The organism is Exiguobacterium sp. S3 (genome assembly GCF_018617295.1).
In the GTDB taxonomy this organism is placed as follows: domain Bacteria; phylum Bacillota; class Bacilli; order Exiguobacteriales; family Exiguobacteriaceae; genus Exiguobacterium; species Exiguobacterium profundum.
Genome location: NZ_JACSJW010000001.1, coordinates 192,337 through 216,589, shown reverse-complemented (window position 1 = coordinate 216,589; position 24,253 = coordinate 192,337). Strand labels below are relative to the sequence as shown.

Annotated in this window: 26 protein-coding genes and 1 tRNA gene; 13 read left to right on the top strand and 14 right to left on the bottom strand. The window is 45.9% G+C overall.

The genetic code is table 11. From position 1 onward, the window contains the following. The first annotated feature begins 6 nt into the window (after nucleotides 1-6). Nucleotides 7-894, top strand: coding sequence for an alpha/beta hydrolase (locus KNO65_RS01190; protein ID WP_214781307.1), 888 nt, complete (start codon nucleotides 7-9; stop codon nucleotides 892-894). A 69-nt stretch (nucleotides 895-963) separates the two neighbouring features. Beyond that, on the top strand, nucleotides 964-1,812 hold the full coding sequence (locus KNO65_RS01185) for a sulfite exporter TauE/SafE family protein (RefSeq protein ID WP_214781305.1): 849 nt from the start codon (nucleotides 964-966) through the stop codon (nucleotides 1,810-1,812). Nucleotides 1,813-1,833: 21 nt separating this feature from the next. Here the strand turns inward: KNO65_RS01185 and KNO65_RS01180 are convergent, their stop codons facing one another. The 4 genes from KNO65_RS01180 to KNO65_RS01165 form a co-directional block, all read right to left on the bottom strand. Then, nucleotides 1,834-2,031 (bottom strand): hypothetical protein, encoded by a 198-nt coding sequence (locus KNO65_RS01180; protein WP_012726425.1) that lies wholly within the window; start codon nucleotides 2,029-2,031, stop codon nucleotides 1,834-1,836. Between the two features lie 63 nt (nucleotides 2,032-2,094). Continuing rightward, nucleotides 2,095-2,625 (bottom strand): biotin transporter BioY, encoded by a 531-nt coding sequence (locus KNO65_RS01175; RefSeq protein ID WP_214781303.1) that lies wholly within the window; start codon nucleotides 2,623-2,625, stop codon nucleotides 2,095-2,097. Between the two features lie 73 nt (nucleotides 2,626-2,698). Then, nucleotides 2,699-3,640 carry a DUF5692 family protein gene (locus tag KNO65_RS01170; protein WP_214781301.1) on the bottom strand — a complete coding sequence of 314 codons (942 nt, stop codon included), beginning with the start codon at nucleotides 3,638-3,640 and terminating at the stop codon, nucleotides 2,699-2,701. Nucleotides 3,641-3,715: 75 nt separating this feature from the next. After that, nucleotides 3,716-4,534, bottom strand: coding sequence for a hypothetical protein (locus KNO65_RS01165; protein WP_214781299.1), 819 nt, complete (start codon nucleotides 4,532-4,534; stop codon nucleotides 3,716-3,718). Between the two features lie 169 nt (nucleotides 4,535-4,703). Between KNO65_RS01165 and KNO65_RS01160 the strand changes: the two genes are divergently transcribed. Then, nucleotides 4,704-5,300 (top strand): TetR/AcrR family transcriptional regulator, encoded by a 597-nt coding sequence (locus KNO65_RS01160; protein ID WP_214781298.1) that lies wholly within the window; start codon nucleotides 4,704-4,706, stop codon nucleotides 5,298-5,300. A gap of 39 nt (nucleotides 5,301-5,339) precedes the next feature. Here KNO65_RS01160 and argH read toward each other — a convergent pair whose 3' ends face one another. The 5 genes from argH to KNO65_RS01135 form a co-directional block, all read right to left on the bottom strand. After that, on the bottom strand, nucleotides 5,340-6,728 hold the full coding sequence (argH, locus tag KNO65_RS01155; protein ID WP_214781296.1) for an argininosuccinate lyase: 1,389 nt from the start codon (nucleotides 6,726-6,728) through the stop codon (nucleotides 5,340-5,342). After that, the gene (locus KNO65_RS01150) at nucleotides 6,721-7,935 is read right to left on the bottom strand and encodes an argininosuccinate synthase (protein ID WP_214782058.1); all 1,215 of its coding nucleotides are present in this window, start codon (nucleotides 7,933-7,935) and stop codon (nucleotides 6,721-6,723) included. The genes argH and KNO65_RS01150 overlap by 8 nt, the downstream gene beginning before the upstream one ends. Before the next feature lie 124 nt (nucleotides 7,936-8,059). After that, the gene (locus tag KNO65_RS01145; RefSeq protein ID WP_214781294.1) at nucleotides 8,060-9,202 is read right to left on the bottom strand and encodes a CapA family protein; all 1,143 of its coding nucleotides are present in this window, start codon (nucleotides 9,200-9,202) and stop codon (nucleotides 8,060-8,062) included. A gap of 113 nt (nucleotides 9,203-9,315) precedes the next feature. Beyond that, on the bottom strand, nucleotides 9,316-10,803 hold the full coding sequence (gene putP, locus KNO65_RS01140; RefSeq protein WP_047795263.1) for a sodium/proline symporter PutP: 1,488 nt from the start codon (nucleotides 10,801-10,803) through the stop codon (nucleotides 9,316-9,318). A gap of 120 nt (nucleotides 10,804-10,923) precedes the next feature. Then, the gene (locus KNO65_RS01135) at nucleotides 10,924-11,481 is read right to left on the bottom strand and encodes a DNA-3-methyladenine glycosylase I (RefSeq protein WP_214781292.1); all 558 of its coding nucleotides are present in this window, start codon (nucleotides 11,479-11,481) and stop codon (nucleotides 10,924-10,926) included. Between the two features lie 89 nt (nucleotides 11,482-11,570). Here KNO65_RS01135 and KNO65_RS01130 point away from each other — a divergent pair, with 89 nt between their 5' ends. Beyond that, entirely contained in the window at nucleotides 11,571-12,188 is a 618-nt protein-coding gene (locus KNO65_RS01130) for a DedA family protein (RefSeq protein WP_214781290.1), read from the top strand. A 39-nt stretch (nucleotides 12,189-12,227) separates the two neighbouring features. On the opposite strand, the gene KNO65_RS01125 is transcribed toward KNO65_RS01130, so the two are convergent. Beyond that, a complete protein-coding gene (locus KNO65_RS01125; RefSeq protein ID WP_214781288.1) occupies nucleotides 12,228-13,397 on the bottom strand; it encodes a cation:proton antiporter in 1,170 nt (389 codons plus the stop codon). A gap of 25 nt (nucleotides 13,398-13,422) precedes the next feature. After that, nucleotides 13,423-13,848, bottom strand: coding sequence for a GNAT family N-acetyltransferase (locus KNO65_RS01120; RefSeq protein WP_214781286.1), 426 nt, complete (start codon nucleotides 13,846-13,848; stop codon nucleotides 13,423-13,425). 115 nt (nucleotides 13,849-13,963) lie between these two features. On the opposite strand from KNO65_RS01120, the gene KNO65_RS01115 reads away from it, so the two are divergent. The 5 genes from KNO65_RS01115 (at nucleotide 13,964) to KNO65_RS01095 (ending at nucleotide 18,531) form a co-directional block, all read left to right on the top strand. Further along, nucleotides 13,964-14,509 carry a glycerol-3-phosphate responsive antiterminator gene (locus KNO65_RS01115; RefSeq protein WP_078146995.1) on the top strand — a complete coding sequence of 182 codons (546 nt, stop codon included), beginning with the start codon at nucleotides 13,964-13,966 and terminating at the stop codon, nucleotides 14,507-14,509. A 39-nt stretch (nucleotides 14,510-14,548) separates the two neighbouring features. Continuing rightward, complete coding sequence (locus tag KNO65_RS01110) at nucleotides 14,549-15,253, top strand: SDR family NAD(P)-dependent oxidoreductase (RefSeq protein ID WP_353047416.1); 705 nt, start codon at nucleotides 14,549-14,551, stop codon at nucleotides 15,251-15,253. Nucleotides 15,254-15,353: 100 nt separating this feature from the next. Continuing rightward, nucleotides 15,354-16,202 (top strand): HD domain-containing protein, encoded by an 849-nt coding sequence (locus KNO65_RS01105; RefSeq protein ID WP_214781277.1) that lies wholly within the window; start codon nucleotides 15,354-15,356, stop codon nucleotides 16,200-16,202. A 187-nt stretch (nucleotides 16,203-16,389) separates the two neighbouring features. Further along, nucleotides 16,390-17,379 (top strand): sodium:calcium antiporter, encoded by a 990-nt coding sequence (locus KNO65_RS01100; protein ID WP_031423558.1) that lies wholly within the window; start codon nucleotides 16,390-16,392, stop codon nucleotides 17,377-17,379. 90 nt (nucleotides 17,380-17,469) lie between these two features. Continuing rightward, on the top strand, nucleotides 17,470-18,531 hold the full coding sequence (locus tag KNO65_RS01095) for a bifunctional glycosyltransferase family 2/GtrA family protein (protein ID WP_214781275.1): 1,062 nt from the start codon (nucleotides 17,470-17,472) through the stop codon (nucleotides 18,529-18,531). 23 nt (nucleotides 18,532-18,554) lie between these two features. Here KNO65_RS01095 and KNO65_RS01090 read toward each other — a convergent pair whose 3' ends face one another. The 3 genes from KNO65_RS01090 to KNO65_RS01080 form a co-directional block, all read right to left on the bottom strand. Continuing rightward, complete coding sequence (locus tag KNO65_RS01090) at nucleotides 18,555-19,121, bottom strand: 3'-5' exonuclease (RefSeq protein ID WP_214781273.1); 567 nt, start codon at nucleotides 19,119-19,121, stop codon at nucleotides 18,555-18,557. Nucleotides 19,122-19,182: 61 nt separating this feature from the next. Beyond that, entirely contained in the window at nucleotides 19,183-19,515 is a 333-nt protein-coding gene (locus KNO65_RS01085) for a four-helix bundle copper-binding protein (protein WP_012726406.1), read from the bottom strand. A gap of 112 nt (nucleotides 19,516-19,627) precedes the next feature. Next, nucleotides 19,628-19,700 (bottom strand) — tRNA-Ala (locus KNO65_RS01080). A 123-nt stretch (nucleotides 19,701-19,823) separates the two neighbouring features. On the opposite strand from KNO65_RS01080, the gene KNO65_RS01075 reads away from it, so the two are divergent. From KNO65_RS01075 to KNO65_RS01060, 4 genes are all read left to right on the top strand, one after another. Then, nucleotides 19,824-20,687, top strand: a complete 864-nt coding sequence (locus tag KNO65_RS01075) for a GRP family sugar transporter (RefSeq protein WP_078146990.1) — start codon at nucleotides 19,824-19,826, stop codon at nucleotides 20,685-20,687. 206 nt (nucleotides 20,688-20,893) lie between these two features. After that, complete coding sequence (locus KNO65_RS01070; protein ID WP_214781271.1) at nucleotides 20,894-21,316, top strand: SRPBCC family protein; 423 nt, start codon at nucleotides 20,894-20,896, stop codon at nucleotides 21,314-21,316. Nucleotides 21,317-21,512: 196 nt separating this feature from the next. Beyond that, entirely contained in the window at nucleotides 21,513-22,310 is a 798-nt protein-coding gene (locus KNO65_RS01065) for an SDR family NAD(P)-dependent oxidoreductase (RefSeq protein WP_251131622.1), read from the top strand. Continuing rightward, the gene (locus KNO65_RS01060; RefSeq protein WP_214781267.1) at nucleotides 22,303-23,859 is read left to right on the top strand and encodes a class I adenylate-forming enzyme family protein; all 1,557 of its coding nucleotides are present in this window, start codon (nucleotides 22,303-22,305) and stop codon (nucleotides 23,857-23,859) included. Before KNO65_RS01065 ends, KNO65_RS01060 begins: the two co-directional genes overlap by 8 nt. Nucleotides 23,860-24,253: the final 394 nt, after the last annotated feature.

The following is a 24,253-nucleotide window of genomic DNA, read 5'->3' as shown; positions in this document are numbered from 1 at the left end:
TTACGGATGAATCGTTGGATGAAACTAGTGAGTATTGCGGTACTCATCATTTTACTCGTTGCCGGTTTGGCTATCGGAGGAATCTCGGCTCATATTGGGGATCAGTTGACGTCACCGGAGCGGGAAACATTGACATATACCCCGAAATCACTTGGTTTGAAGTATGAGAATGTGACAATCGAATCGGAGGAAGGATATGACTTATACGGATGGTGGATTCCTCATCCTACGCCGCGTGCGACCATCGTCTTTGCCCACGGATATGGGAAGAATCGTGAACAGGAAGATTTACCGTTGAAAGAGTTGATTCCAGAATTTCATGAACAAGGATACCAATTTTTAACGTTCGATTTTCGCGGGTCAGGGATTTCAGAGGGTGACCGAGTCACGGTCGGCGCTAAAGAACAATCCGATTTAAAAGCGGCCATCCAATATGCGAAAGGTCGTTCAAAAGGACCGGTTGTCTTGTACGGGATTTCAATGGGAGCGGCGACAGCACTCTCTACAGCTGATGATGTCGAAGTTGCTGCAGTCATCGCCGACAGTCCGTTTAGTGATTTACGAAATTATCTCGAGACAAATCTTCCGGTATGGAGTGACTTACCGAACGTTCCGTTCACGCCCGTCATCATGACTGTGACCCCTTGGTTCACCGGTCTCGATGCCGACGTCGTATCTCCTATTCAGGATATCAAGTTGATTGAGGCTCCTATCTTATTGATCCACAGTAAAGACGATGATGCGATTCCTGTTTCTGAAAGTGAAAAATTGGCTGAAGCACAAGAACGCGTCGAACTTTGGGTGACTGATAACGAAGGTCATGTCGGGTCGTACCAGTCATTCCAGAATGAATATCGTCAACAAATATTCGAGTTTCTAGAACGGTCATTGTAAGCAAAGGGGCGCATTCGACGCCCCTTTTTGATATGATTGCAGACGAGACCAATGAAAGAAGGGTACAACATGGACGTTTTACAAGTATTACAGTTTCTCCTTTTAGGAACGTTAATCGGAATCTTGAGCGGTTTCTTTGGGATTGGTGGTGGCATCTTACTGACACCACTTCTCCTTGTCTTCGGGTATGAAGCGAGTGCGGCGATTGCTCTTAGCCTCATGTTGACACTCGGATCAACGACGGCAGGAACGATCTCGCATATCCGTTTGCGTAACGTGAACGTGTCGCACGCCTTATGGATCGGTTTGTTCGGGATTGTCGGGACATGGATTGCCACACCGCTTGTCTTTTATTTAGAAGGAGTCGATGGGGCGACACTGATCATCTCACTCGTCTATATCGCATTACTCACATATTTTGCGGTTTCTTTCTTTCGTTCGAAACAGCATGTGGAAGGAAGCGTCGGAACGGACTCTGTACCACGCCTTGGGATCATCGGTGTGTTCGCGGGGTTCATCTCCTCGTTGATGGGCGTGAGCGGTGGATTCGTCTTGACTCCTCTTCAGGTCAAGTTGTTGAACACAGAGATGAAGCGTGCGGTCGGAACGAGTATTACGGCAGCGCTTCTCATCGTCGTATCCGGTGTCATAAGTTACGCGGTGGCGGGTGCTGAAACGAATTATCTGCACGGTCTTGCTCTGATTGCGGGCGCCATGATCGGGTCACCCTTTGGAGCGAAACAGCTACAACGTTTCAGCTCGCAGCACGTCAAAAAAGCGCTCGGTGGATTTTATATCACGGTCGCCATCAGTGTAGGGTTGAATTTGATTGGGTGGAATACGGCATCACTTGCACTTCTCGTCACATTAGCACTTCTGTTCATCGTCACGCTTCTCATTCGACAACGCAAAAAATAAACCCCGTCTTCGGACGGGGTTTTAACGTCTAGCAATATGGTCAATGTTTTCTTGAATCTCGCCAACTTTCGCTTTAGCCTCACGGAGTCTTCGCTCAAACGCATCTGTGTCACGTTTCTCATGAGACGACTTATCGATTCCTTGACGCTGCCCTTTGTCAGAGCGTTGGTAAAAGTGGGTCGCTTTCTGTAAGCGTTTTTTAAACGTCGAGTCGCTCATCGGGACACCCCCTTCCATACTACAGTTATTCCACAGATGGAAACGGGTGAAACGTTCGAACCTTTACGAAGCGAGGGAACGACGGACTTGAACGTTCTGAGAAATTTTCACGGCTAATATGGCTGCGAGCACTGCTTTCAATGCGTCGCCAAAGAGAAATGGAATATTTACTTTGAGCGCATCAATGAACGACATACCGAGAACGATCTCGAGTCCGATACTTCCGAGTAAGTAGACGAGCCCTAGACCGAATAATAAGTTATAGCCAATCAATGCTGGAATGGAGCGGTAGCGTTCGCTGAACCAGCCAATGAAGAGCGCTGCAATCGGAAAGGCGATTAAATATCCGACAGTTGGTCCTACAAATGGTGCGAGACCTCCTTGACCACTTAGTACTGGAAGTCCGATCAAGCCGAGCAGGAGGTACACGATGACTGCCAAAAATCCTTTCCGTGCACCGAATATGCCGGCGATGGTCATGATGGCGAGTGTTTGAAGGGTGATCGGAACGGGTCCAATCGGTATTTCGATGAAACCGATACTTGCGATGAGTGCTGCGCCGAAGGCGATTTGAGTCATATCTTGAATCTTCATATGTAAACCCCTTTTCAGTTAACGTTAACAATATAAAAGTTAACATGTTGAGAAGGGGTTAGCAAGAATTATTTCAAGACAGCCCGTTTTGACTCAAAGCTGTCTGATATGCCTTCGTTTCAACATAAAGCTCATCCTTGAGTGGATGAAGATGTCGTTGACGGATCCGATAAAATTGATAGGAGACAAGTGCCATGTTGAATAAGAGGGAGAGCAGACTGACGATAAAGAAGGCTCTCGGGTCATGTGTCGACGGTACGGGAGCTAATCGGTCGACGAACGCTGGAACTGTCATAACGAACATAATCCATAAAGCCAACGTGTGGGCACGATGTTGCAACCAAGCTCCTTTTTTAATAAAGAAAGAAGGAATGGTACACGAAAGGAGCAGAATCAATCCCGCATAAAACGAGTGGTCAGAGATACAATTATAAACGTAAGCAAAATTCCATAAATCATAGGCGATGATCCATGGCCAAATCATGTCGGGCCATATCATATCTTTTGATTGATCTTTCGAAATATTGATTCCAACCCATCCGCAGATGGCGATGATGTTCAATAATCCGGCAAAACCGTTCATTAGATTCCAAGGTCCGGACATGACCCAAAGGTGATCGATATAAGCGCCGTCAGGAACGTTATAGAAGTATACTTGAAAGTCTCGGATACAGGCTTCTAAAATGTTCAGTGCCAAAATCCCCGGTGGAAAGAATAAGACCCATTTCTTTTGTAATAGCGAGGGCCGATATCGAATAATCATGAAACCGAGACAGCCGGCGAGAGCAGAATATGTTTTCACCCAGTTGAACCATGTACCTGTTCCATATTCGTTCCCTGGTGCTGCGGTTGTCGGCCAAACGAAAAGGGTCAGTATAGTCGGTACAATCAAGAATAACGTTATTCCTCCCCACTTGGTTGTGCGACTGAATTCATTGAAAGCCATCAAGCTAAACAAGACAAATAACCCAATTCCCCATCCGACGAGATCGATTCGTTCATACAGAATTCCCACTCAAATCTCCTCCTTACAACTGTTATTTGTTCACTATTGAGCAATCGAAATTATACGTTCACATATTCGATTCCATCATGATACTTTGGCTCTCTTGAAGCTGATGATGGCCTTATTGTGATGAAGTTGCCACATATGCCAGAAGACGTAAGGGACGATGATCACAAAATTAATCATTCCCCATGATTTCAATACTTCCGGGTTGAACCATGTCGAAGAGTTCATGACTTGCGGGAAGATGTCATAGCATGCGCGAATCAATAAATGGGCTGCAAGCGTGTAAATACGAGCGGTAATGTAAAGCTCTGGTCGTCCTTTGATGACCGGATACAGTTCTGCTGCAAGCAAGATGCAGAGCGAGCTGGCAAAATAAGTTGGAGATTCTGCATAGACGAAACATGCGTTCCATGACGTGTATATAAAATTCCATGACCCAGTCGTATAGGCTACGAGATCGGCGTATCCTTCTTTCGCAAACTTCCAAAAAGTCGGTGCGAAAGGAATCGTCACACAGAGTAAAAATCCACAGGCGGCATTAAAGTAGTTGCCGAGTGTCACATCTTTAATCGTGGCTTCTGCGATATTCAAAAACAATATGGCGTAGAAGAACCATAAAAATTCGTCACGCTTTAAAAAGTCCCAAATTCGTCCTTTCTTTTTCTCGTAAATGGCGATTCGAGAGAAACCAACGATAATAGTTGGGATGATAACGCTTACAATTTTTGCCCAACGAAACCATCCATCAACATTCCCCATCATCCATAGTGGGATGGTCAATAACGAAGCGAGCCAAAAGTAGGCGGACAGTTTATAGTGCTTTCTGAAAAAAACGATGATTCCTAATAATAAACCTAAATAGAGTGGCATCGAGATTGCATGTGGCCAGACGTTCATTCCATTCACCTTCTCATTTGAATTTAACAAACATAACGTTTGTTATGTTATTAGTATAGGCTGGAAACCCTGTTTAGTCAATGTGAATTATTTCACAAAATTTAGTCCTGAGCACTCGCATTGGTAGTGCTATGTTATTCTAAAATGGACTCGAAAGGGGAGAATAACTGTGGACGGTAAAAATAAAATTTTAGATGCAGCGAGAACGGTCATTATTCGAAGTGGGGTGAACGGGGCAACAGTCAGAGCGATTGCAATCGAGGCGAATATGACGACAGGAGCCATCTATCATCATTACAAAAATAAAGAGGATTTATTGTACGATTTAATGAATGAGAGCTTGTCTGTTTCCTCTCAAATCGCAAAAGAAATGACGGGCGATTCGTATTCTAAAGAACGCATCAAAATAGAGATTGCACGAAATACAGTGAAACGGTTTCATAAAGATGCAGAGAACCGCTTGCAGTATCATTTTGCTCATGAAGTGTTACTGGGGAACATGGAGGCACAACTGAAATTAAAAGACAAATATACAGAATGGACAAAACAAATCGAACAAATCCTGATTCATTTGTACGGATTAGAAAACACTCGTCTAAACAATGCGTTCAGTTCATGGCTGATTGCGGCAGTCGATGGGGTCGTCTTGCAATATCTATTAGACGTCAATGAAAATTCTATTGATGAGATGATGGAGGTATTCGATCTTCTACTAGAAAAAGGTCTTCCTTCTTTCGTTGAACGTCTGAATGAACAGGATAAATAAATAGACCCGTCACAGATTAACGTGACGGGTTCGAGATGATTAAGAATAGGTCATCGTGCTCATACATGCCGAAGCTTCTTTCAACTGTTCACGGACGGCATCGAATCCTGTTCCGCCGTAACTGTTTCGACGTGCGACTGCCTGTTCAGGGGTCAAGGCATGATACACATCCTCTTGAATCAATTCAGAGTACGTTTGGAATACCGTGATTGGAAGCTCGCGTAAATACAATCGCTCATCCACGCAATATTTGACGAGTTTTCCAGTCACCTCATGTGCCTCACGGAACGGTAACCCTTTTGCGGTCAAATAATCGGCGAGTTCGGTCGCATTAGAAAAATCGCGCTCGGTCGCTTGTTTCATGACGTCCGGGTGGAACGTCAGTTCATTCATCATCCCCGCCATGATACTGAGCGAGCCTTGAACGGTCTTGACCGTATCGAACATCCCTTCTTTATCTTCCTGTAAATCTTTATTGTAAGCGAGTGGAAGTCCTTTCATGAGCGTCAACAAGCCCATCAAGTTTCCAATCACTCGACCCGATTTTCCACGGACGAGTTCGGCCATGTCAGGGTTTTTCTTTTGTGGCATCATGCTCGAACCGGTAGAGAACGTATCCGACACTGTAATGAAGCGATACTCTTCGCTTGCCCAAAGAATCAATTCTTCACAGAAGCGGGAGAGGTGCATCATAAGCATTGATGCATTTGAAAGAAACTCGAGTATGAAGTCACGATCGCTAACGGCATCGAGGCTATTCGGGTAAACCCGATTGAATCCAAGTAATTCAGCTGAACGGGAACGGTCAATCGGAAACGTTGTCCCGGCTAAGGCTCCTGCGCCAAGAGGAGACCAATCAATCCGCTTCAAGCTGTCCGTAAACCGCTCCTTATCACGCTCTAGCATCCAGAAATAGGCGAGTAAGTGATGGGCCAGCGAGATCGGTTGTGCACGTTGGAGGTGCGTATAGCCAGGCATGATTGTCTCTACGTTTTCTGAAGCGTGAGCATGCAATTCACGCTGAAGTGATTCAATCAATTGAATCACTTCTTTCACACGGTCTTTCAAGTAAAGATGCATGTCCGTCGCGACTTGATCGTTTCGGCTACGTGCCGTATGCATCTTCCCTGCAACCGGTCCGATCGCTTCATGAAGCAGAGCTTCTAAGTTCATATGGATATCTTCGTGATACACCTCGAATTTCAATTCATCCGCGAGTGCTTTTTGCTTAAGTTGTTGTAATCCATCAAGGATTTGAGTGACTTCTTCCTTTAAGAGGATGCCCTGGTCACCTAACATCGTCACGTGAGCCATGCTACCTTCTAAATCCTCAAGGACGAGTTGAGCATCAAATTCAATCGATGCACCGAATGCATCGACCCAATCGCTCGCCGTCTTCTCGAAACGGCCTCCCCATAATTTACTCATTGACGAACGCTCCCTTTTCCATCAACACCTCTGATTGAACTTTTGTTGGCAAACCCCACAACTTGATGAATCCGACAGCTGCTTGCTGATCGAACGTATCTGCTGACGTATAGGTCGCAAGTTCCTCATCATAAAGCGAGATTGGCGACTTCCGTCCGTCGACGATGGCTTGTCCTTTAAACAGTTTCATGCGAACCGTTCCTGTGACGGTCGCTTGTGTCTCATCGATAAAGGCAAGAAGTGCTTTTGTGAGCGGTGAATACCAAAGTCCGTTGTAGATCGTTTCCGTCAATTTTTGTTCGACAATCGGTTTGAAATGCGCCACTTCACGAACGAGTGTCAAGGCTTCAAGAGCTTTATGTGCAGTGATTAATGTCATGGCGCCAGGTGCCTCATACACCTCGCGTGATTTGATACCGACGACCCGGTTCTCGATGTGGTCAATCTTCCCGACGCCGTGGGCACCCGCGACGATATTGAGCTCTTTTAAGATATCGGTGAACGATTGGCTCTTCCCGTCAATAGCGACCGGAACTCCGTTCTTGAATTCAATTTTAAGAAAAGTCGGTTCATGCGGTGTATCCTCCAGTGCTGCTGTTAACTCATATGCGCTTGCCGGAGGTGATGCCCAAGGATCTTCCAAAATCCCGCATTCGATGGCGCGTCCCCAGATGTTCTGATCGATTGAGAATGGCTCTTCTTGAACGATTGGAATCGGAATTTGATGTTTTGCCGCATACGCGATTTCTTCCTCACGTGACCATTTCCATTCCCGAACCGGTGCGACGATTTCGAGTGAAGGATCGAGTGCATGAATGGACACTTCAAAACGTACTTGGTCATTTCCTTTCCCGGTACATCCATGAGCCACGGCGACGGCGCCTTCGGCCTGTGCGACCTCGACCAATTTTTTCGAGATGAGGGGGCGTGATAGTGCCGAAACGAGTGGATATACGCCTTCATATAATGTATGGGCCTGCATCGAATAGCGAGCGAACTCGTTGACGAACTCGTCGACCGCATCGATGACGATTGATTTTTTCGCTCCAACTTTCATCGCTTTTTGTTGGATCTTTTCTAAGTCTTTTCCTTCCCCGACGTTCAAACAGACTGCAATCACATCATAACCTTGTTCGTCCAACCATTTAATCGCAACCGATGTGTCAAGACCACCTGAGTAAGCCAATACGAGTTTCTGTTTCAAAATATGAACACCCCTTATGAATAATTATTAATCTTTATTTATAAATATACAACTCAGTGTAAGGGATAAGATGTCGTGTGGCAACCCTTTTTTGAAAATAAAAAGACCACGAGTGATTTCGTGGTCGTCATTGTTCGATTTTGAGTTGGGGTAACCATTGCGACATATGGTTGCTAACAGGGGAAAGAAGTTCAGGACGAGCAGCCTTTAACGGGACGACCTCATAATGTCCATCAGATGATTTTTGCGTAAAGGTTGGATAGAACATCGGATTTTTCAATTCAAAAGTCGATTGGTCATCTTCGATTGTCTTGACCACATCAATCCCGATGATGCCGCCCGTGTTTCGTTCATCTCCTTGTTGTCCGGAAAGGAAATTACCGAGCGAGTAGATGACAAATGTTTGATTGCCATGAACTCCTTCTAGCATGGTCGGGGGTTGCAGCACGTGAGGGTGGTGACCGATGATGATGTCGACTCCGAGGTCTGCTAACGATTGGGCGAGCTCAGTTTGACTCTCATTCGGTAACGGCTCGTATTCCGTACCGAAATGGAGGGAGACGACCGTCATGTCAGTCGACTGTTCCGCCTTCTCGATCTCTGGTTGCATCTGTGCAAGGTCGATATAATTTACGTGATAAGGCTGCTTCGGCACGACTCCATTCGTCCCATACGTGTATGCGAGGAAGGAAAAAGAAATATCGTTGGCCGTCAACGTACGAATATTCGCTTTGTCCTCAGCCGATAGGAAGGAGCCTGTATAAGGCATTCCGATTGCGTTCCAATGGTCAATCGAATTTTCAATAGCTCGGACGCCACGGTCGAGCGTATGATTATTCGCTGTCGTGACCAAATCGATTCCTGCCCGTTGTAAGGCATCTCCAATTTCAAAAGGACTGTTAAATGCCGGGTAGCTCGAAAGTCCGATTTCACTCCCGCCAATCATGCTCTCTTGGTTGGCGATTGATAGATCGGCGCGACTCAATATTGGAGAGATCTGTTCGAATGCAGTATCAAATTCATACCCTTCATCAGTACGAGCTGCGTTGTATACCGAATCATGTAGAAGGATGTCGCCGATTGCATAGAGGGAGGCCGTCGTGACAATCGGTTCCGGTTCGGCAGGCGGCATTTCTTCAGGTACCTCGACAATCGGTTCTTCGACTTCTTCTGGTATTTCTTGATTCGTTACCGGAGTCGTACCACAAGCAATTAATAAAACAAAGCTAGACAGGAAGGTAAGACGAGAGACGATCTTGATTGGTTTCATCCCGATTCTCCTTTTCACGACAGATTCGTACGATAACCCTAAAATTCGTCGATAATTAAGAAAAATCCTGCCTAAATAAATAAAGACAGGTCGTTTTTGACCTGTCATGAGAATTATTTGATATGTTCTTTGACCATGTCTTGCATTTGGTCAAACTCACGTTGAATGACCTCATTTGGTGGCGGTGTCACCAAACTCACGATATAGATGGCAAGTGCCGACAGGAAGAATGCTGGAATCATTTCATACAATGTCCCAAACGTTCCGAAAAGAGAAGCGGCATAGTTCTTCCATAGAATGACGACAAAGGCTCCAGTCAACATTCCAGCAAGCGCGCCTTGACGCGTCGTTCGTTTCCAAAACAGACTGAACAAGATGAGCGGACCAAATGATGAACCAAACCCTGCCCAAGCATAACCGACAAGGTTTAAGATGGTGTCGTCTGCATCGAGTGCAAGAATGATTGAAATGACGGATACGAGAATGACCGTAATCCGACCGACCATGACGAGTTCACGGTCACCCGCCTCCTTACGGAAGAACTTCTGATAAAAGTCTGTCGTCGCGGCACTCGACGAGACGAGCAATTGAGAGGAGATGGTCGACATGATGGCGGCGAGAAGAGCAGCCAACAATACACCAGTGACCAAATCCGGGAATAATAAGTCAGATAGGTTGATAAAGACGTTCTCCGGATTATCGATGGTGAGGCCTTGTTGTGTGTAATAGGCGAGACCGAACAATCCGGTCGCCATCGCCCCGACAACGGTGAAGACCATCCATGAGATCCCGATTCGACGTGCCGTCTTAATGTCCTCGAGCTTTCCGATTGCCATAAAACGGACGATGATGTGTGGTTGGCCGAAATAGCCAAGTCCCCACGCAAATAGCGAAATGATTCCGATGAGTGATTGCCCTGTCCACGGGTCAAGTAACGCTTCATCAATATTTCGTACCGTGTCTAAAGCGTTTGATACCCCATCAGTTGCCATAATGGCGATGGCAGGTACAAAAATAAGGGCGAACAGCATGATCAATCCTTGAACAAAATCTGTCCAGCTGACTGCTAAAAATCCACCGATAAATGTGTACAAAATAATGATAGAAGCGAGAATGACAACTCCCGTTACAAACTCAATGTCGAAGACGGCATTGAATAGGCGACCGCCGGCGACGAATCCGCTTGTCGCATACAGTGTGAAAAAGATTAACGTGACGGCAGCTGAAAATGAGCGCAACACGCCTTTTGTGTCTTTAAATCGCTTCTCAAAGAAGTCTGGGATTGTGATCGCATCATCCGATATGTATGAATAAATGCGTAATCTCGGTGCGACCAATAACCAGTTCAAATAGGCGCCGATTGTCAACCCGATGACAATCCAACCACTTGAAATCCCTGACGCATACATGGCACCAGGCAATCCCATTAAGAGCCATCCACTCATGTCTGATGCACCGGCAGATAAGGCGGCGACCCCGGGACCAAGCGCCCGACCACCTAACATATAATCTCCGATACTGCTTGTTCTCCGATACGCGATGATCCCAAGCAAGACCATCAGTGCCATGTACACGACAATGGACACTAAAATTCCGTTCATCAACATCCCCCCGAAAGATAAAAAATATGAATACGCTTTCAGTGATAAAGTATCACTTTGTCAAAATATTGTCACAACAAGTGGGGAAATGTAAAGATATTTTTGAGAGCTGGTCTTAAGTTATCGGAACGTGCAAGAGGTGAGGTGGTCATTGACAAGACCCGTCGCTTGTAGATGGGCATAAACCGTTGTCGGTCCTAAAAACTTAAAGCCGCGTCGTTTCAGATCTTTACTCAATCGTTCAGAAAGTTCCGTCGTCGCAGGAACATCTTCAAGACGGTTCCATGCATTCAGGATCGGTGCATCGTTGACGAATGACCAGATGTACGAATCAAATGAGCCAAACTCTTCCTGTAGTTTGATGAACTGCTTCGCATTATTGATCGACGCCTCGATTTTTCGTCGATTTCGCACGATCCCGCTATCGGCTAGGAGTCTCTCCACATCCTCATCCGTAAAGCTAGCAACTCGCTGCACTTCGAAGTCGGCATAAGCCAATCGATAATTTTCACGCTTTCTCAAGATGGTGATCCAACTGAGTCCTGCTTGCGCACTCTCGAGTGTCAGACATTCAAAGTGCTTTTGGTCATCGTGAACGGGATTTCCCCATTCCTCGTCATGGTAACGGACGTAAAGTGGATCCGTCCCGCACCAAGGACACCGTACTGTCTCTTCCATTTCAATCAGCTCCTTTCTTTGAGTGTAGCATGTCCTTACGATTATATAGCAAAATGGACGGGTATAGAGGGGAGAATGGAGGAAGAGACATGAGTGACTGGATGATTTCTGTGATTGAACAGTACGGCTACATAGGGATTGCATTCATGATTTTTATTGAAAATGTGTTTCCACCGATCCCTTCTGAAGTCGTCTTACTCTTTGGTGGTTTTTTTGCTGTAAAGACGAACTTGTCCATCACGCTCGTCATCGTGGCATCGACAGTCGGAGCCATATTAGGAGCCGTATTATTATACGGCCTCGGACTATTGTTTGATGTCGAGCAGATCGAAAAATGGACGAAGAAATATGGGAAGTGGTTACGACTTGATCTGAATGATGTAAAAAAAGTGGATGCGTGGTTCGACCGGTACGGGGGCTGGATGGTCTTCTTTGGACGTTTGATGCCGGTCGTTCGAAGCCTAATCTCGATTCCTGCAGGGATGTCAAACATGCCATTCGTGAAATTTCTACTGCTCAGTACGGCTGGAACAGCCTTATGGAATACCATTCTCATCTTCATCGGGATGAAAGTCGGCGAGAACTGGCAAGATATCCTCTCATACCTCGATGCCTATTCCTACGCGATCTATGGGCTGCTGTTCATCGGCGTCATCATTTATATCGTCTGGCGTAAAAAGCGGCACAACAAACGGGCAAAAGACTAACGCACAAAACAGGCGGACCCAGCGTATGGGTCCGCCAATTCATTCTTCTTTTTTCTCGTCAGGTAAGACTTTCGTGAGGGTTTTCTCCGTTTTTTCTGCCAAGTACTCTGAGAAGCGGAACAGAATGATTCCGACAATGGCTGACACGAAAATATAGAGACCGACAAACAAGTTGATGGCCCCGTTCGAAAGGGCGGTGAATAAAATAGAGTACTCCCCACGTGGCGCGAGTGAGAACCCGGCTTCATTGGCTTGAACACGCGTCAAGCCATAGATTCTGCCCCCGACGCGTCCGACAATCCATTTGGATAATACACCCCACACAATCAATACGAAGAAGAGCGCATTTACGATGACACCTTTCTCGAGGTTGATCGAGATACCGAACGAGATGAAAAAGATCGGCAAGAATAAATCTCGGACGGGTACGGTCAAACGCTTTAGCGGTCTCACATCGTGGATATCTGCGAGCAAGATCCCGGCGATAAATGCCCCTAAAATCTCAGATAATCCAAACACCATGCCGATTCCTGCGAAAAAGAGAATGAGTCCAATAAGACCGATACTTGCATCATCTTGTCGCAGTAAGTGCTTCGAAAATTTTTGTTGCTTGGATACGAAGCTCGAACCAATGAACAAGAGTACGCCAAATATAAGAAATCCTACGAACACTTTGCCGATATCGGACATCGCAACCGGTTCTTCTTGAATGATGAAAGGGGCAACCGTCAAGAGGAGTGGGGCAAAAATATCCTCAAAGATGAGTAATGCGAGCACAAACTCTTTAATATCTTCATGTTTTTCGGAATGTCGCTCAAGCAGTTTCGCAGAGATGGAGGAGCTCGTCGCATATAAGACGGCCCCGATTAAAAAGGCGCGAGGGAAATCGAGACCAAATGCTAAAGCAATCCCGAACGATACCCCGAATGACAGAGTGATATCGAGTATTCCCGCCTTCCATACTTTCTGCATGCGCTTCCAAAGTTCACGTAGTGGAAACTTTAGACCGAGTAGGAAAAACAAAAGAATGATTCCAATCTCTCCCGCAACTTTAAAGACTTCATTCCCATCCCAGAAAAACCCGACCCCGACCCCGATTGCGATAAACGCTAAAATACTTGGGAAGAATAATCGTTCAATCAGGAGACTGAGGACAGAGATGAGGGTGAGCGCCAACCCGAGCAACACGATGATATTTAATCCATCCATACGTCATCTCCGCTCATGACCCCAATTAGCTTTCTCTTTGATTCCATTGATACTCCATTCCAACGGATTCAGGTCGTGAGTAATCAAAACCGAACTGTCGATACAACCCATCGGCTGGTATGTCTGCGATTAGACTAATGATGGCCGTTTCATCCGCTTCCTGTAAGATCCATTCCATCAAATGCTCCATGAGTAATTTTCCGAGTCCAAGCCCCTGGCATTCCGGATCTACGACGATATCTACTAAATGGAATACCATCCCGCCGTCACCGACGACACGTCCCATTCCGACAATCTCATCATTTAAGTATAAACAAATACCATACAGTGTATTTTGAAGCCCCTTCACCGTACCTCGATCAGAACGTCGTGGCATCCCCGCCTTCACGCGTAACGCTTGATGTTGTTCTGGAGTCGGTGTTTCGACTTTTACAGTTACTTCATTGACCATACTCAAATCCCCCTCTACACAAGTTGATTTTACTTTCCCGATATATTGAATGAGTAAACCTTGATTTATAAAATCGGCTATCTGCATAATGAGAAGGAGACAGGGGGAATAGTTGATGATCAATGGTCAATCCATCTTACCGGCGATACGGGACATGCGGGATTTGGAGCGGTTTTTATCGAGTGATTTCGAATTAGGGGTGTTATTAGAGATTCATATGAGCCGATTGGACTCCATCTTCAGATTATTGGGGAAGCATGATAAAAAAGTGTTCATCCATATGGATTTGATTCAAGGTATGAAGGCGGACGAGTATGCGACAGAATATGTCTGCCAGACGTTCAAACCGTTCGGCATCATCTCGACGAAAGGAAACGTCATCGTCAAAGCAAAGCAAAATGATGTGGTCACTGTACAGCGTCTATTTTTAATTGATTCCACCTCATTAGAGAAAAGTATCAAACACATTGAACGTTCGAAACCGGACTATATCGAAGTCTTACCAGGTATTGTGCCGAAGTATATTCAACGCGTAAAGGAGGAGACGGGAATACCCGTTTTCGCAGGTGGGCTGATTGAAACACGAGAAGAAGTCCAAGCGGCACTTGATGCGGGAGCGAGTGTGATCACGACTTCGAATCGAAAACTATGGTCCGACTAATCGAGATTTGGGTATACAGTCTTTTAGGAGGGATGAATGATGAAAGACGTGATGATTGTAACAGGAGCTAGTCAAGGAATTGGTTATGCGATTGCTCAAGCTTTCGTAAATCAGTATGAAGTGATCGGGCTAGACATTGGAGATGACCCGGACATTAAAGGATTACGCTTTTATCAAGTGGACCTTGGGGACACGTCTGAACTTAAGCGTGTCTTTGACGATATTCACAACGAATTTGGTCGAGCCCATGTATTGATCAATAACGGAGGGATCGCTTCGCTGGTCAAGCCGATTGATGAGCTTGAGATTGACACGTTCAAACGAGTCATCGATGTCAATTTAGTCGGGACATTTAGTTGTGCGAAATACTTTTTACAACTGAATCAAGATGAGTCATATGGAAGAATCGTTAACATGGCCTCGACACGTGCTTTCCAGAACGAACCGCATTGGGATGCATATGGTGCATCTAAAGGAGGCATCGTCGGCTTGACCCATTCACTTGCCATCTCATTAGGCGGCCGCCCTGTGACGGTGAATGCGATCAGTCCAGGATGGATTCATACGTCTGATGAGTCGTTACGTGAGATTGATCATGAACAACATCCATCAGGCCGGGTCGGTGAACCAGAAGATATCGTCCGCGCTGTGAGATACTTGATCGATCGTCAGAACAGTTTTGTGAACGGGCATAATCTTGTCGTCGATGGAGGAATGACGAAAAAAATGATTTATGAAGAATAATGTGACCATATACCTAAATTCGGGATGTTTTTAGGTTATATGTACCTAATTCCGGGTAATGAATAGGAGAGTTTTTATCCGGAAGAAGGAGGATGGCGACATGAACCCGCTCGTAGAAGAGGCGTTACGTTTTTCGTCTATTCGTCACGGAGGACAGTTCCGAAAAGGTTCATCCATACCATTTTTGTCACACCCATTCTCGGTCGCCATGCTTCTTGAGTCCGATCATCAAGCACCGGTGGTCGTGGCGGCAGGGTTGCTCCATGATTTGATTGAGGACACGAAGACGGACCCACAAGAAATCTTATCAAAATTCGGATCTGACGTGCACAGGCTCGTTCTCGCGGTCTCGGAAAAAAATCGTGACGAGTCGTGGGAACAACGGAAACGACTGACACTTCAGCAGGTGAAATCACTTCAATTTGATGAAGTCGCACTTCTCGTGGCGGATAAGCTACATAATCTCCGTTCCATCCGTTATGATCTTGAGATGGAAGGGATGAAGGTGTGGCAACGTTTTAAACGACCGCTGCGAGACCAATCATGGTATTATCATGAATTACTATCAGCATTTGAACCGTTTCGGAGTTCGACAGACCTAATCGGTTTGTATGAACAAGAACTCCATCTATTGTTTTACGGCGAGAAAAATTCAAAAGATCGAAAAGTGGCAAGGCTCCTTGAATCGATGCTGACCCATTTCGTCGAAGACGAATGGTTGCAAGAATCGGCACCACTATGTCAAACGGCATATGAGTTAAAGGAGATTGTCAGGCGAGATACGATTGATGAAGTAGAGATTGTGTGCTTCCGACAGCGACTTCACGAAGCGGGTTGGACCACGCCATTGTCACCCGAGAAACTCGCGGGGATGCAAGAACTCGCATATCGGACGGCTCTCGAGCCACAAGAACTTCTCGCACTCATACGTCGCTCGATTGTCAACTAGTTCTCTTCATGCTATAGTCAAAGGGAAGATAAAAAGGGGAGTAGCGACCACAATCGTGGTCGATGGGTCGTCATTACAGTGCGTGCGCACTCGGTCCATCGAGCTTTTACAAGTCCGCAAGACCTTTTTATGGGCGTTTTTGTCGTCCATAAAAAGGTCTTTTTTGTTTACCCAAGGAGGAGAAAAAATGGTATTTGTTTATTTCTTACTGGCTGCGGCCATCACCGTCTATGCCGCAATCAAATTATCGACGTACGCCGACGTCATGACTGAAAAGTCGAAAATGGGCGGGATGCTTGTCGGTACGGTTTTATTGGCAGGAGCGACTTCGCTCCCGGAAGTGACAACAAGTATATCGGCTGTCATGATTGACAACCCAGACATCGCCATCGGAAACATGCTCGGAAGTAACCTATTCAATATCTTTATCTTAGCGATGTTCGACCTATACTTCCGACAGAAGCAATTGTTCAACTATGCGAGTCGGGACCACCTGTACACGGCCGGACTTGGGTTACTCTTGACCGTCACGACGTTGATTGCTTTGATCGTTCGCGTCGATATGACGTTTATCGGAATCGGAGTCGACGCGCTCTTGATTGCGATTCTATACGGTATCGGAATCTACTATATCGGGAAACAACCGACAGAGCCGGTCGCGGAGCATGAAGTCGAAGAAGAAGTGGTCGTCGGTAAATATGAAGAGATCACGCTGAAACGTGCGGTCTTTGGATTCATCATCGCTGCAATCGTAATCATGGCGGCAGGAACAGCCCTTTCCATCACAGGTGATCAAATTGCCGTTGTCACAGGACTCGGTTCTAGTTTTGTCGGTAGCTTCTTGATTGCGGCATCGACGTCACTCCCGGAAGCGGTCGCTGTGTTCATGGCGCTCAAACTACGTAATGTCAACTTGGCATTCGGTTCGATTCTCGGCTCGAATATCTTCAACATGTTGATTATCGCCATGTCAGATGTCTTCTATCGGAATGGATCGATTCTCGCAGATGTCTCGACGTCACACCTCGTATCTGCGGTCGGGATCACCATCCTATCGATCCTCGTCATGTATAGTGTGCTAAGACAAAATGTCACGTCGAAGGTACGTTATGTGATTCCTTCGTTACTCGTTGTCGTTGTCTATTTCGTTTCGTCTTACTTGATCTTTATCGGGTGAGTACTTGCATCAGCCTTAGGGCTGATGTTTTTTTTATTGGGAATGCGAATTCATTGCTTCGGGTATAGAGGAATTGAAGGAGGGGTGGCGATGCAGATGCATGAAGTGGAAACACGCCAAGCGTATTCGATTTTGATTCCGGCCTATAACCCTGATGAGGCACTTGTCACACTCGTGGAGAAGTTGAGGGCGAGTGGGTTTTCGAACATCATTGTGGTCAATGACGGTAGTGACGAATCGTCGGTAGGCACATTTGATAAGATTGCATCATTTGTCGACCAAGTGTTAACGCACGAACAGAATCAAGGGAAGGGAGCAGCAATCAAGACGGGGTTACGGTATGTGGTGGACACATATCCGGATAAAACGGGGGTCATCACGGTCGATGCCGACGGGCAGCACTTGCCGCAAGATGTCGTCAGCGTCTATGAGGAAGGGTTGAATAAACCACATCATCTCATCATGGGATGTCGAGATTTTAGCGGAGATGCGATTCCGTTCCGGAGCCGATTCGGCAATCAGGCGACACGGCTCGTGATGTTGATTGGGAGCGGGCTGAAGTTAAAAGACACGCAGACGGGACTTCGAGCCATCCCGATGCGATATGCACGACAACTGATTGACATTCCTGGAAATCGATATGAGTTCGAGATGAATATGCTCACGTTCACGAAACGATTGCAGGTCCCGATTCAACAAACGACCATCGAGACCGTATATGAGAATGAAAATGATTCATCCCATTTTAGACCGATTCTCGACTCGATTTTAATTTATCGGATGTTTTTGATGTATTCGTTATCCTCTGTCGCCTCGTTCCTTGTCGACGTAGGGATGTATGCACTCTTCATATATTTATTATCCCCATACTTCGATACGGCTCACGTCGTCATCGCGACGGTCATCGCTCGAATCATTTCCTCTCTCTTCAATTATCTCGTTAATCGAAAAGTAGTCTTCGATTCGAAGGCGCGGCGGTCTCTTCCGAAATATTTTAGTCTCGTCGTGCTTCAAATGGCCCTTTCAGCACTCCTTGTTTATCTCTTGTTTCTCTTGCTCAGACAAGGCGAGGTCATCCTAAAAGTGGTCGTCGACAGCTTTCTCTTTTTCGTCAGTTATTATATTCAAAAAAGATGGATATTCAAAAAATGACCGGTCATGATTGCATGACCGGTTTAATATGCGAGCGTTCCTGTTTTTACGGACGTATAGCGATGCAATTCTTTTGGGTTTGTGATGCCGGTTTTTTGCATCATGTCTCGCATGAGTAGCGCGCATACACGAGCATCTTCAGCTGCATCATGATGAATAAACGGCACGTTCAAGTGTTCTGCCATCGTGTTCAACTTATGGTTCGGGAGTCCTGGATACAGTTTACGTGACAGTTTGACGGTGCAACCGTACTCGATTGTAGGGAAATCGAATAGATCATATTTCACAATCGCCTTTCTCAAGGCACCCATGTCAAATGAAGCGTTATGTGCGATGACGAGGTCCACTTCCCGTAAAATCGGGTAAAGAGAGGAAAGCACTTCCGGTAATGCCGGTGCATACCACACGTCACTCGGACGAATGCCATGGACGCGGATGTTACCCATATCAAAGTCTTCCTCCGGATTGACGAGTCGCTGGTCGGTTTCGACCACATCACCATTTTGAAGGATGCTCCATCCGACAGAACAGATGCTGCGACTATCACGGTTAGCGGTCTCCACGTCAAGTGCGAGAATGGTATGGTTCATAGTTTACCTTCTTTCGTAAGCAATAAAAAAAGTCTAACAGAAAGTTAGACGAATGTCGTGCTTAAGCGGCAACAAGTGTTCGGCAAGCTTCCGCACAACGCTCACATGCTTTGGCACAGGCTTGACAATGGTCGTGCTGATGTCGTCCGCATTCTACCGCACACGTATCACAGACTTGGGCGCATAAAGCAACGATTGGTTTTGAAAAGGCTGAATCTGTTTCTAAGGCATTTAAAGCTAAAGTACAAATGTCTGAGCATTCTCGAGTCAGGCGGATGCATTCGGTGAACATGTGTAAATCCTCTTCTTGCAAACTTTTTGAGAAGCAGTGGTTGCATGCGCGCATGCATTCGATCACGCTCGTCAATGTTTCTTCTACAGATGTACGTTCCATCAAAATTCCCCCTTATATGAAAAAGTCTAACTATCATTACCCGTTCAGAAAGAGGTTGAATCGCACCATACCAATAAAAAAGCCACACCTCATTCGAGATGTGACCAATTAATGGAGCATAGGGGGCTCGAACCCCTGACCTCTACGCTGCCAGCGTAGCGCTCTCCCAGCTGAGCTAATGCCCCGTTCGAAATCATTATATCATCGTAGTATTCGACATGGCAATTCCCTTTTTGAATTTAGGTTTATAAAATTGGAGACGTGGGAATTTCATGTTAGACGTTATATTAAGAAAGCAGGTGTGCTTCATGGAAATGATTCTTTTGGCACTCTTACCGGCACTCATGTGGGGAAGTATTCCACTCATCGTGTCGAAAGTAGGAGGAAAACCGATTCAGCAGTTAATCGGAACGACCATCGGGGCGATGATCATGGCAACAGTGATTGCCCTCGTCTTCCGACCGGAGTTCACGACACTCGCCATCGTGACCGGATTTATCTCAGGGGCGTTCTGGGCGCTCGGTCAATATTTGCAGTTCCAATCGTTCCAAATCTTAAGCGTCTCCAAAGCGATGCCAATCAGCACGGGGATGCAACTCGTTGGGACGTCTCTCTTTGGGGTCATCGTACTCGGGGACTGGCAGACATCGACGGAGCTATGGTTAGGGTTTTCAGCGCTCGTCTTGATTATCATCGGAGCGACTATGACTTCATACCAACAGAAGAAAGATCAGGACAGTGCCGGTGCGTTGAAAAAGGGTTTACTCGTCCTATTCGTTTCGAGTATTGGTTACGTCACATATGCCGTCTTGACGAACTATTTTGAAGTAGAAGGAATCACCGCGATTCTTCCACAATCCGTCGGGATGTTCATCGCGGCACTTCTGTTCAGTCTTCGTGAAAAGGACGTCAAGAAACTTGATCCTCGCACATTCAAAAACATCTTGGCGGGGATAGCCTGGGGAATCGGGAACTTCGGACTTTTCGTTTCAAGCGGAGAAGTGGGGATTGCAACTTCGTTCGCCTTATCCCAATTGAACGTCGTCGTGGCGACACTTGGTGGGATCTATCTCTTGAAAGAAGAGAAGACGACAAAAGAACGCGTCTTTGTTTTCATGGGAATCGGGTTGATTGTCGTCGCTGGATTTATGCTTGGGATTGCCAAGAGTTAAGCTTCAATTATGAAATGAAAAGAGCCTTGAATGAACTCGATTTTGAGTGCCATTCAAGGTTTTTGTTTTAAGTATCTTTCAATCGTTGAAATGAGAGCAGGAGAAGATGTGATCGATAGGGAAGTAATCTCATATTGCGTTCGTCATATAGGACGGGCAGCGCATTCGTGATTGATCAAAATTGTAGAATAAAGGGGAAACGAATCATGGATTCAAATGTCGTGACGATATCAACGCTCGTCGATGCACCAATCGACACAGTCTGGAAATTCTGGACAGAACCTGAACATATCAAACAATGGAATCATGCGTCTGACGATTGGCATACGATTGAGGCGGAGAACGACTTACGGGTCGGCGGGAAGTTTCGTAGTCGGATGGAAGCAAAAGATCAGAGCATGGGCTTTGATTTTGAAGGGGTATATGAGGAAGTTGAAGTAAATGAGCTCATTCAGTATCGCCTTGAGGATGAACGGAGAGTCAGAATTTCATTTACTTCTGAAGGGGATCAGACGAAGGTGGTCGAGGTGTTTGATGCGGAGTCGATGAATCCGGTTGAAATGCAACGACAAGGCTGGCAGGCGATTCTCGACAATTTCACTCGATATGCGAATGGGAAGAGTGTATAAAAGATAAACGGAAGGTTTGAACAGCAGGTCCTTTTCAATTAAAGTGGACGCTGCTGTTTGTCATGTATGGCCAAATGATTGTCTAGGTTTTTTTAGCTTGAAGAGACGAATATAAATAAAAGGTGCTGGCAATATGTATGACTACACGTTACTAGAGAGACTCCTATTCCGATTTCCTTCCTTCGATTATCAGAAAATGAAATCAGCGTTAGAACGGAAAACGATATTGATTACTGGAGCGAGCTCAGGAATCGGGCAGGCTTTCGCTTATCTACTAGCGGATACAACCGCGCACCTGATTCTCGTCGCCCGTAGAGAAGCAGACATGAACGTCATGAAGTCTGAAATCGAGAAGGGGTCAGCCACGGTGACCTTGTTCCCGGCAGATCTTCGAATTGAAGAGGAACGGAATGGATTGTTGGCGTATCTCCATCAACTACCGGAAGGATTGGATGTTTTCGTCAGCAATGCTGGAATCTCCATCAATCGTCCCATCACTGAGTCACTCGATCGATACCATGACTTCACTCGGACGATGGCGATCAATTATTTTGCTCCGGTACAATTGATGCTATCGCTCATTCCGTTGCTCGAAAAGAAGAACGGGCAGATCGTCAATGTGTCGACCATCAATGTGTTACTTCATCCTTTTCCTCACTGGGCGGCCTATCAGGCATCAAAAGCCGCGTTCGATACGTGGTTTCGCTCTGCGGGTCCGGAACTCACAATCAAAAATATTTCCACGACGGTTCTATATCTACCGCTAGTAAAAACACCGATGATCAAACCGACGCTAGCTTATCAGCATTCTCCTGCCATGTCACCGGTACATGTGGCGGAACTGATTGGACATGCCCTGTATACAAAACGACCAGTATATAAGCCGTGGTGGTTGTTCCTCGGTCAAGTAGCGTCTCTTGTTTTCAGAAGACCGATAGACTGGATGGTCCCTACATTACTTAAGAGAAAGGAGCGTGACAGTGGGAATGGTTAAGTTAGTGAAAGTCTTGTCGCAGCTCCATTTTCTATCACCATCGAACCTAGGCCGTCTGTTCGTCGCAATCCGTCAAAACGGAATCAACTTGATGCTTCTTTTTACATTGACTGAAAGAGCAGGGAGTCCAAAAACGGCTTTAGTGTATAGCCGAGAAACATTGACGTATCAAGAGCTAAAGTCACGCTGTGAACACCTCGCTTATCATTTCGCTAATCAGTATGGGGTTAAAAAGGGACAAAAAGTTGCGTTTCTTTGTAAGAACCACGCGTCTTTCGTACAAGGGATGTTTGCGGCCTCACGACTCGGTGCAGACATCTATATGCTCCATTGTTCGATGAGTCAACTGCAGTTCAACCGGCTCGTAGAAGAACAAACATTCGATCTTTTGATTTACGATGAGGAGTTCGAAGACTTAATTGAAAACTCGTCTTACGAACGTTCGACACTCGTCAGCTATCATGAGGAAAAGGTATCAATCAATAGTTTATCGGATTCGAAGCGACATAAAAAAGGAAAGCTTCCGGCCGCCTCGAGCGGGAAAATCGTGCTGTTGACCGGTGGCACTACCGGAAAACCGAAACAGGTGATTCACAAACCATCCCTCTTTCACTTTCTGGCTCCATTCACGGCTTTATTGAATCGGTTGCAGTTGCCATCATTCAACACTGCCTATATTGCCACCCCGATTTACCATGGCTACGGTATCGCTATCCTTTTATCTTTTCTAGCGCTAGGGAAACAGGTCGTCATTCAAGAGAGCTTTGATGTGCAGAGAGCCTGTGACCTCATTCGGCGACACAAGGTAGAAGTAGTCACGGTCGTCCCGCTCATGATCCACAAAATGTTACGACACGATCCAACATCACTTCATTCTCTCGCTTGTATCGCGTCCGGTGGTGCGAAGCTTCATCCCGTTTTAGTCCGTGAAGTCCATAACGAGTTGGGGAGCGTCTTATACAATCTCTATGGGACGTCGGAAGCGGGCTTGAATCTGATCGCCTCACCAGAAGATTTACATTATGATGCGAACACGCTCGGGAGAAGGATTCCGGGAGGGGACTTAAAGGTAGTGAAAGATGGAGCGGAAGTCGAGCCAGGGGCCATCGGGGAATTTTGCATACGAAATAAGTGGTCCATGCAAAGCAGGAAGAACCGCTGGATTCAAACGGGTGATGTCGGATACCGGGATGAGAACGGCTATTATTTTTTTTGTGGACGAACAGACGACTTGATCATCTCGGCAGGAAACAATATTTATCCTGGGGAAGTCGAGACGGTTTTGCGCGACCATCCGAATGTCGAGGACGCCGCCGTCGTCGGGATAGAGGATGTGTACGCCGGTCACATCTTGAAAGCATACGTACAGTTATATGATGAAAAATTGACAGAAGAAGAACTGGTGAGCTGGTTGCGCGAACGACTGACAACTTATCAGCTTCCACGAGAAATCGTGTTTGTGAAGGAGTTGCCTTATACAGCGGTTGGAAAATTGGATAGGAAACAACTTGAGGTGATCAAGTATGTTGAAGTGTGGAACTATAAGTAGCATATAAAGGAATGAAGAGACATACATAGTTTATTAGGGAGCACATTTTTCTAAAGCCTACTTATGAATACGAAGGGTTGCTTGTTGTAGTCTAATGAAATCAGCTTCTTTCAGTAATGAAGGACTGAACTATGTTTTCGAAAAGACTAAAGTGTCTCTTCGTTCTGATTCATTGTCATAATGCAAAATATAATGTAAGTCACCAAAAACTGGAGTATCCTTAATAAAGTCATTAACGGAAAAGCCCAATTGCTTTGCCTCCTCACTAACTAAGAACTGTATTATTCATTTTGAATAGAACTTAAACAACCTAAAGAAGTGATTTAGTCATATTTATTGAAATTGACAGATGAGTAAACTATTCTTCTTAGACTCAAATAAAAAACCATCTACT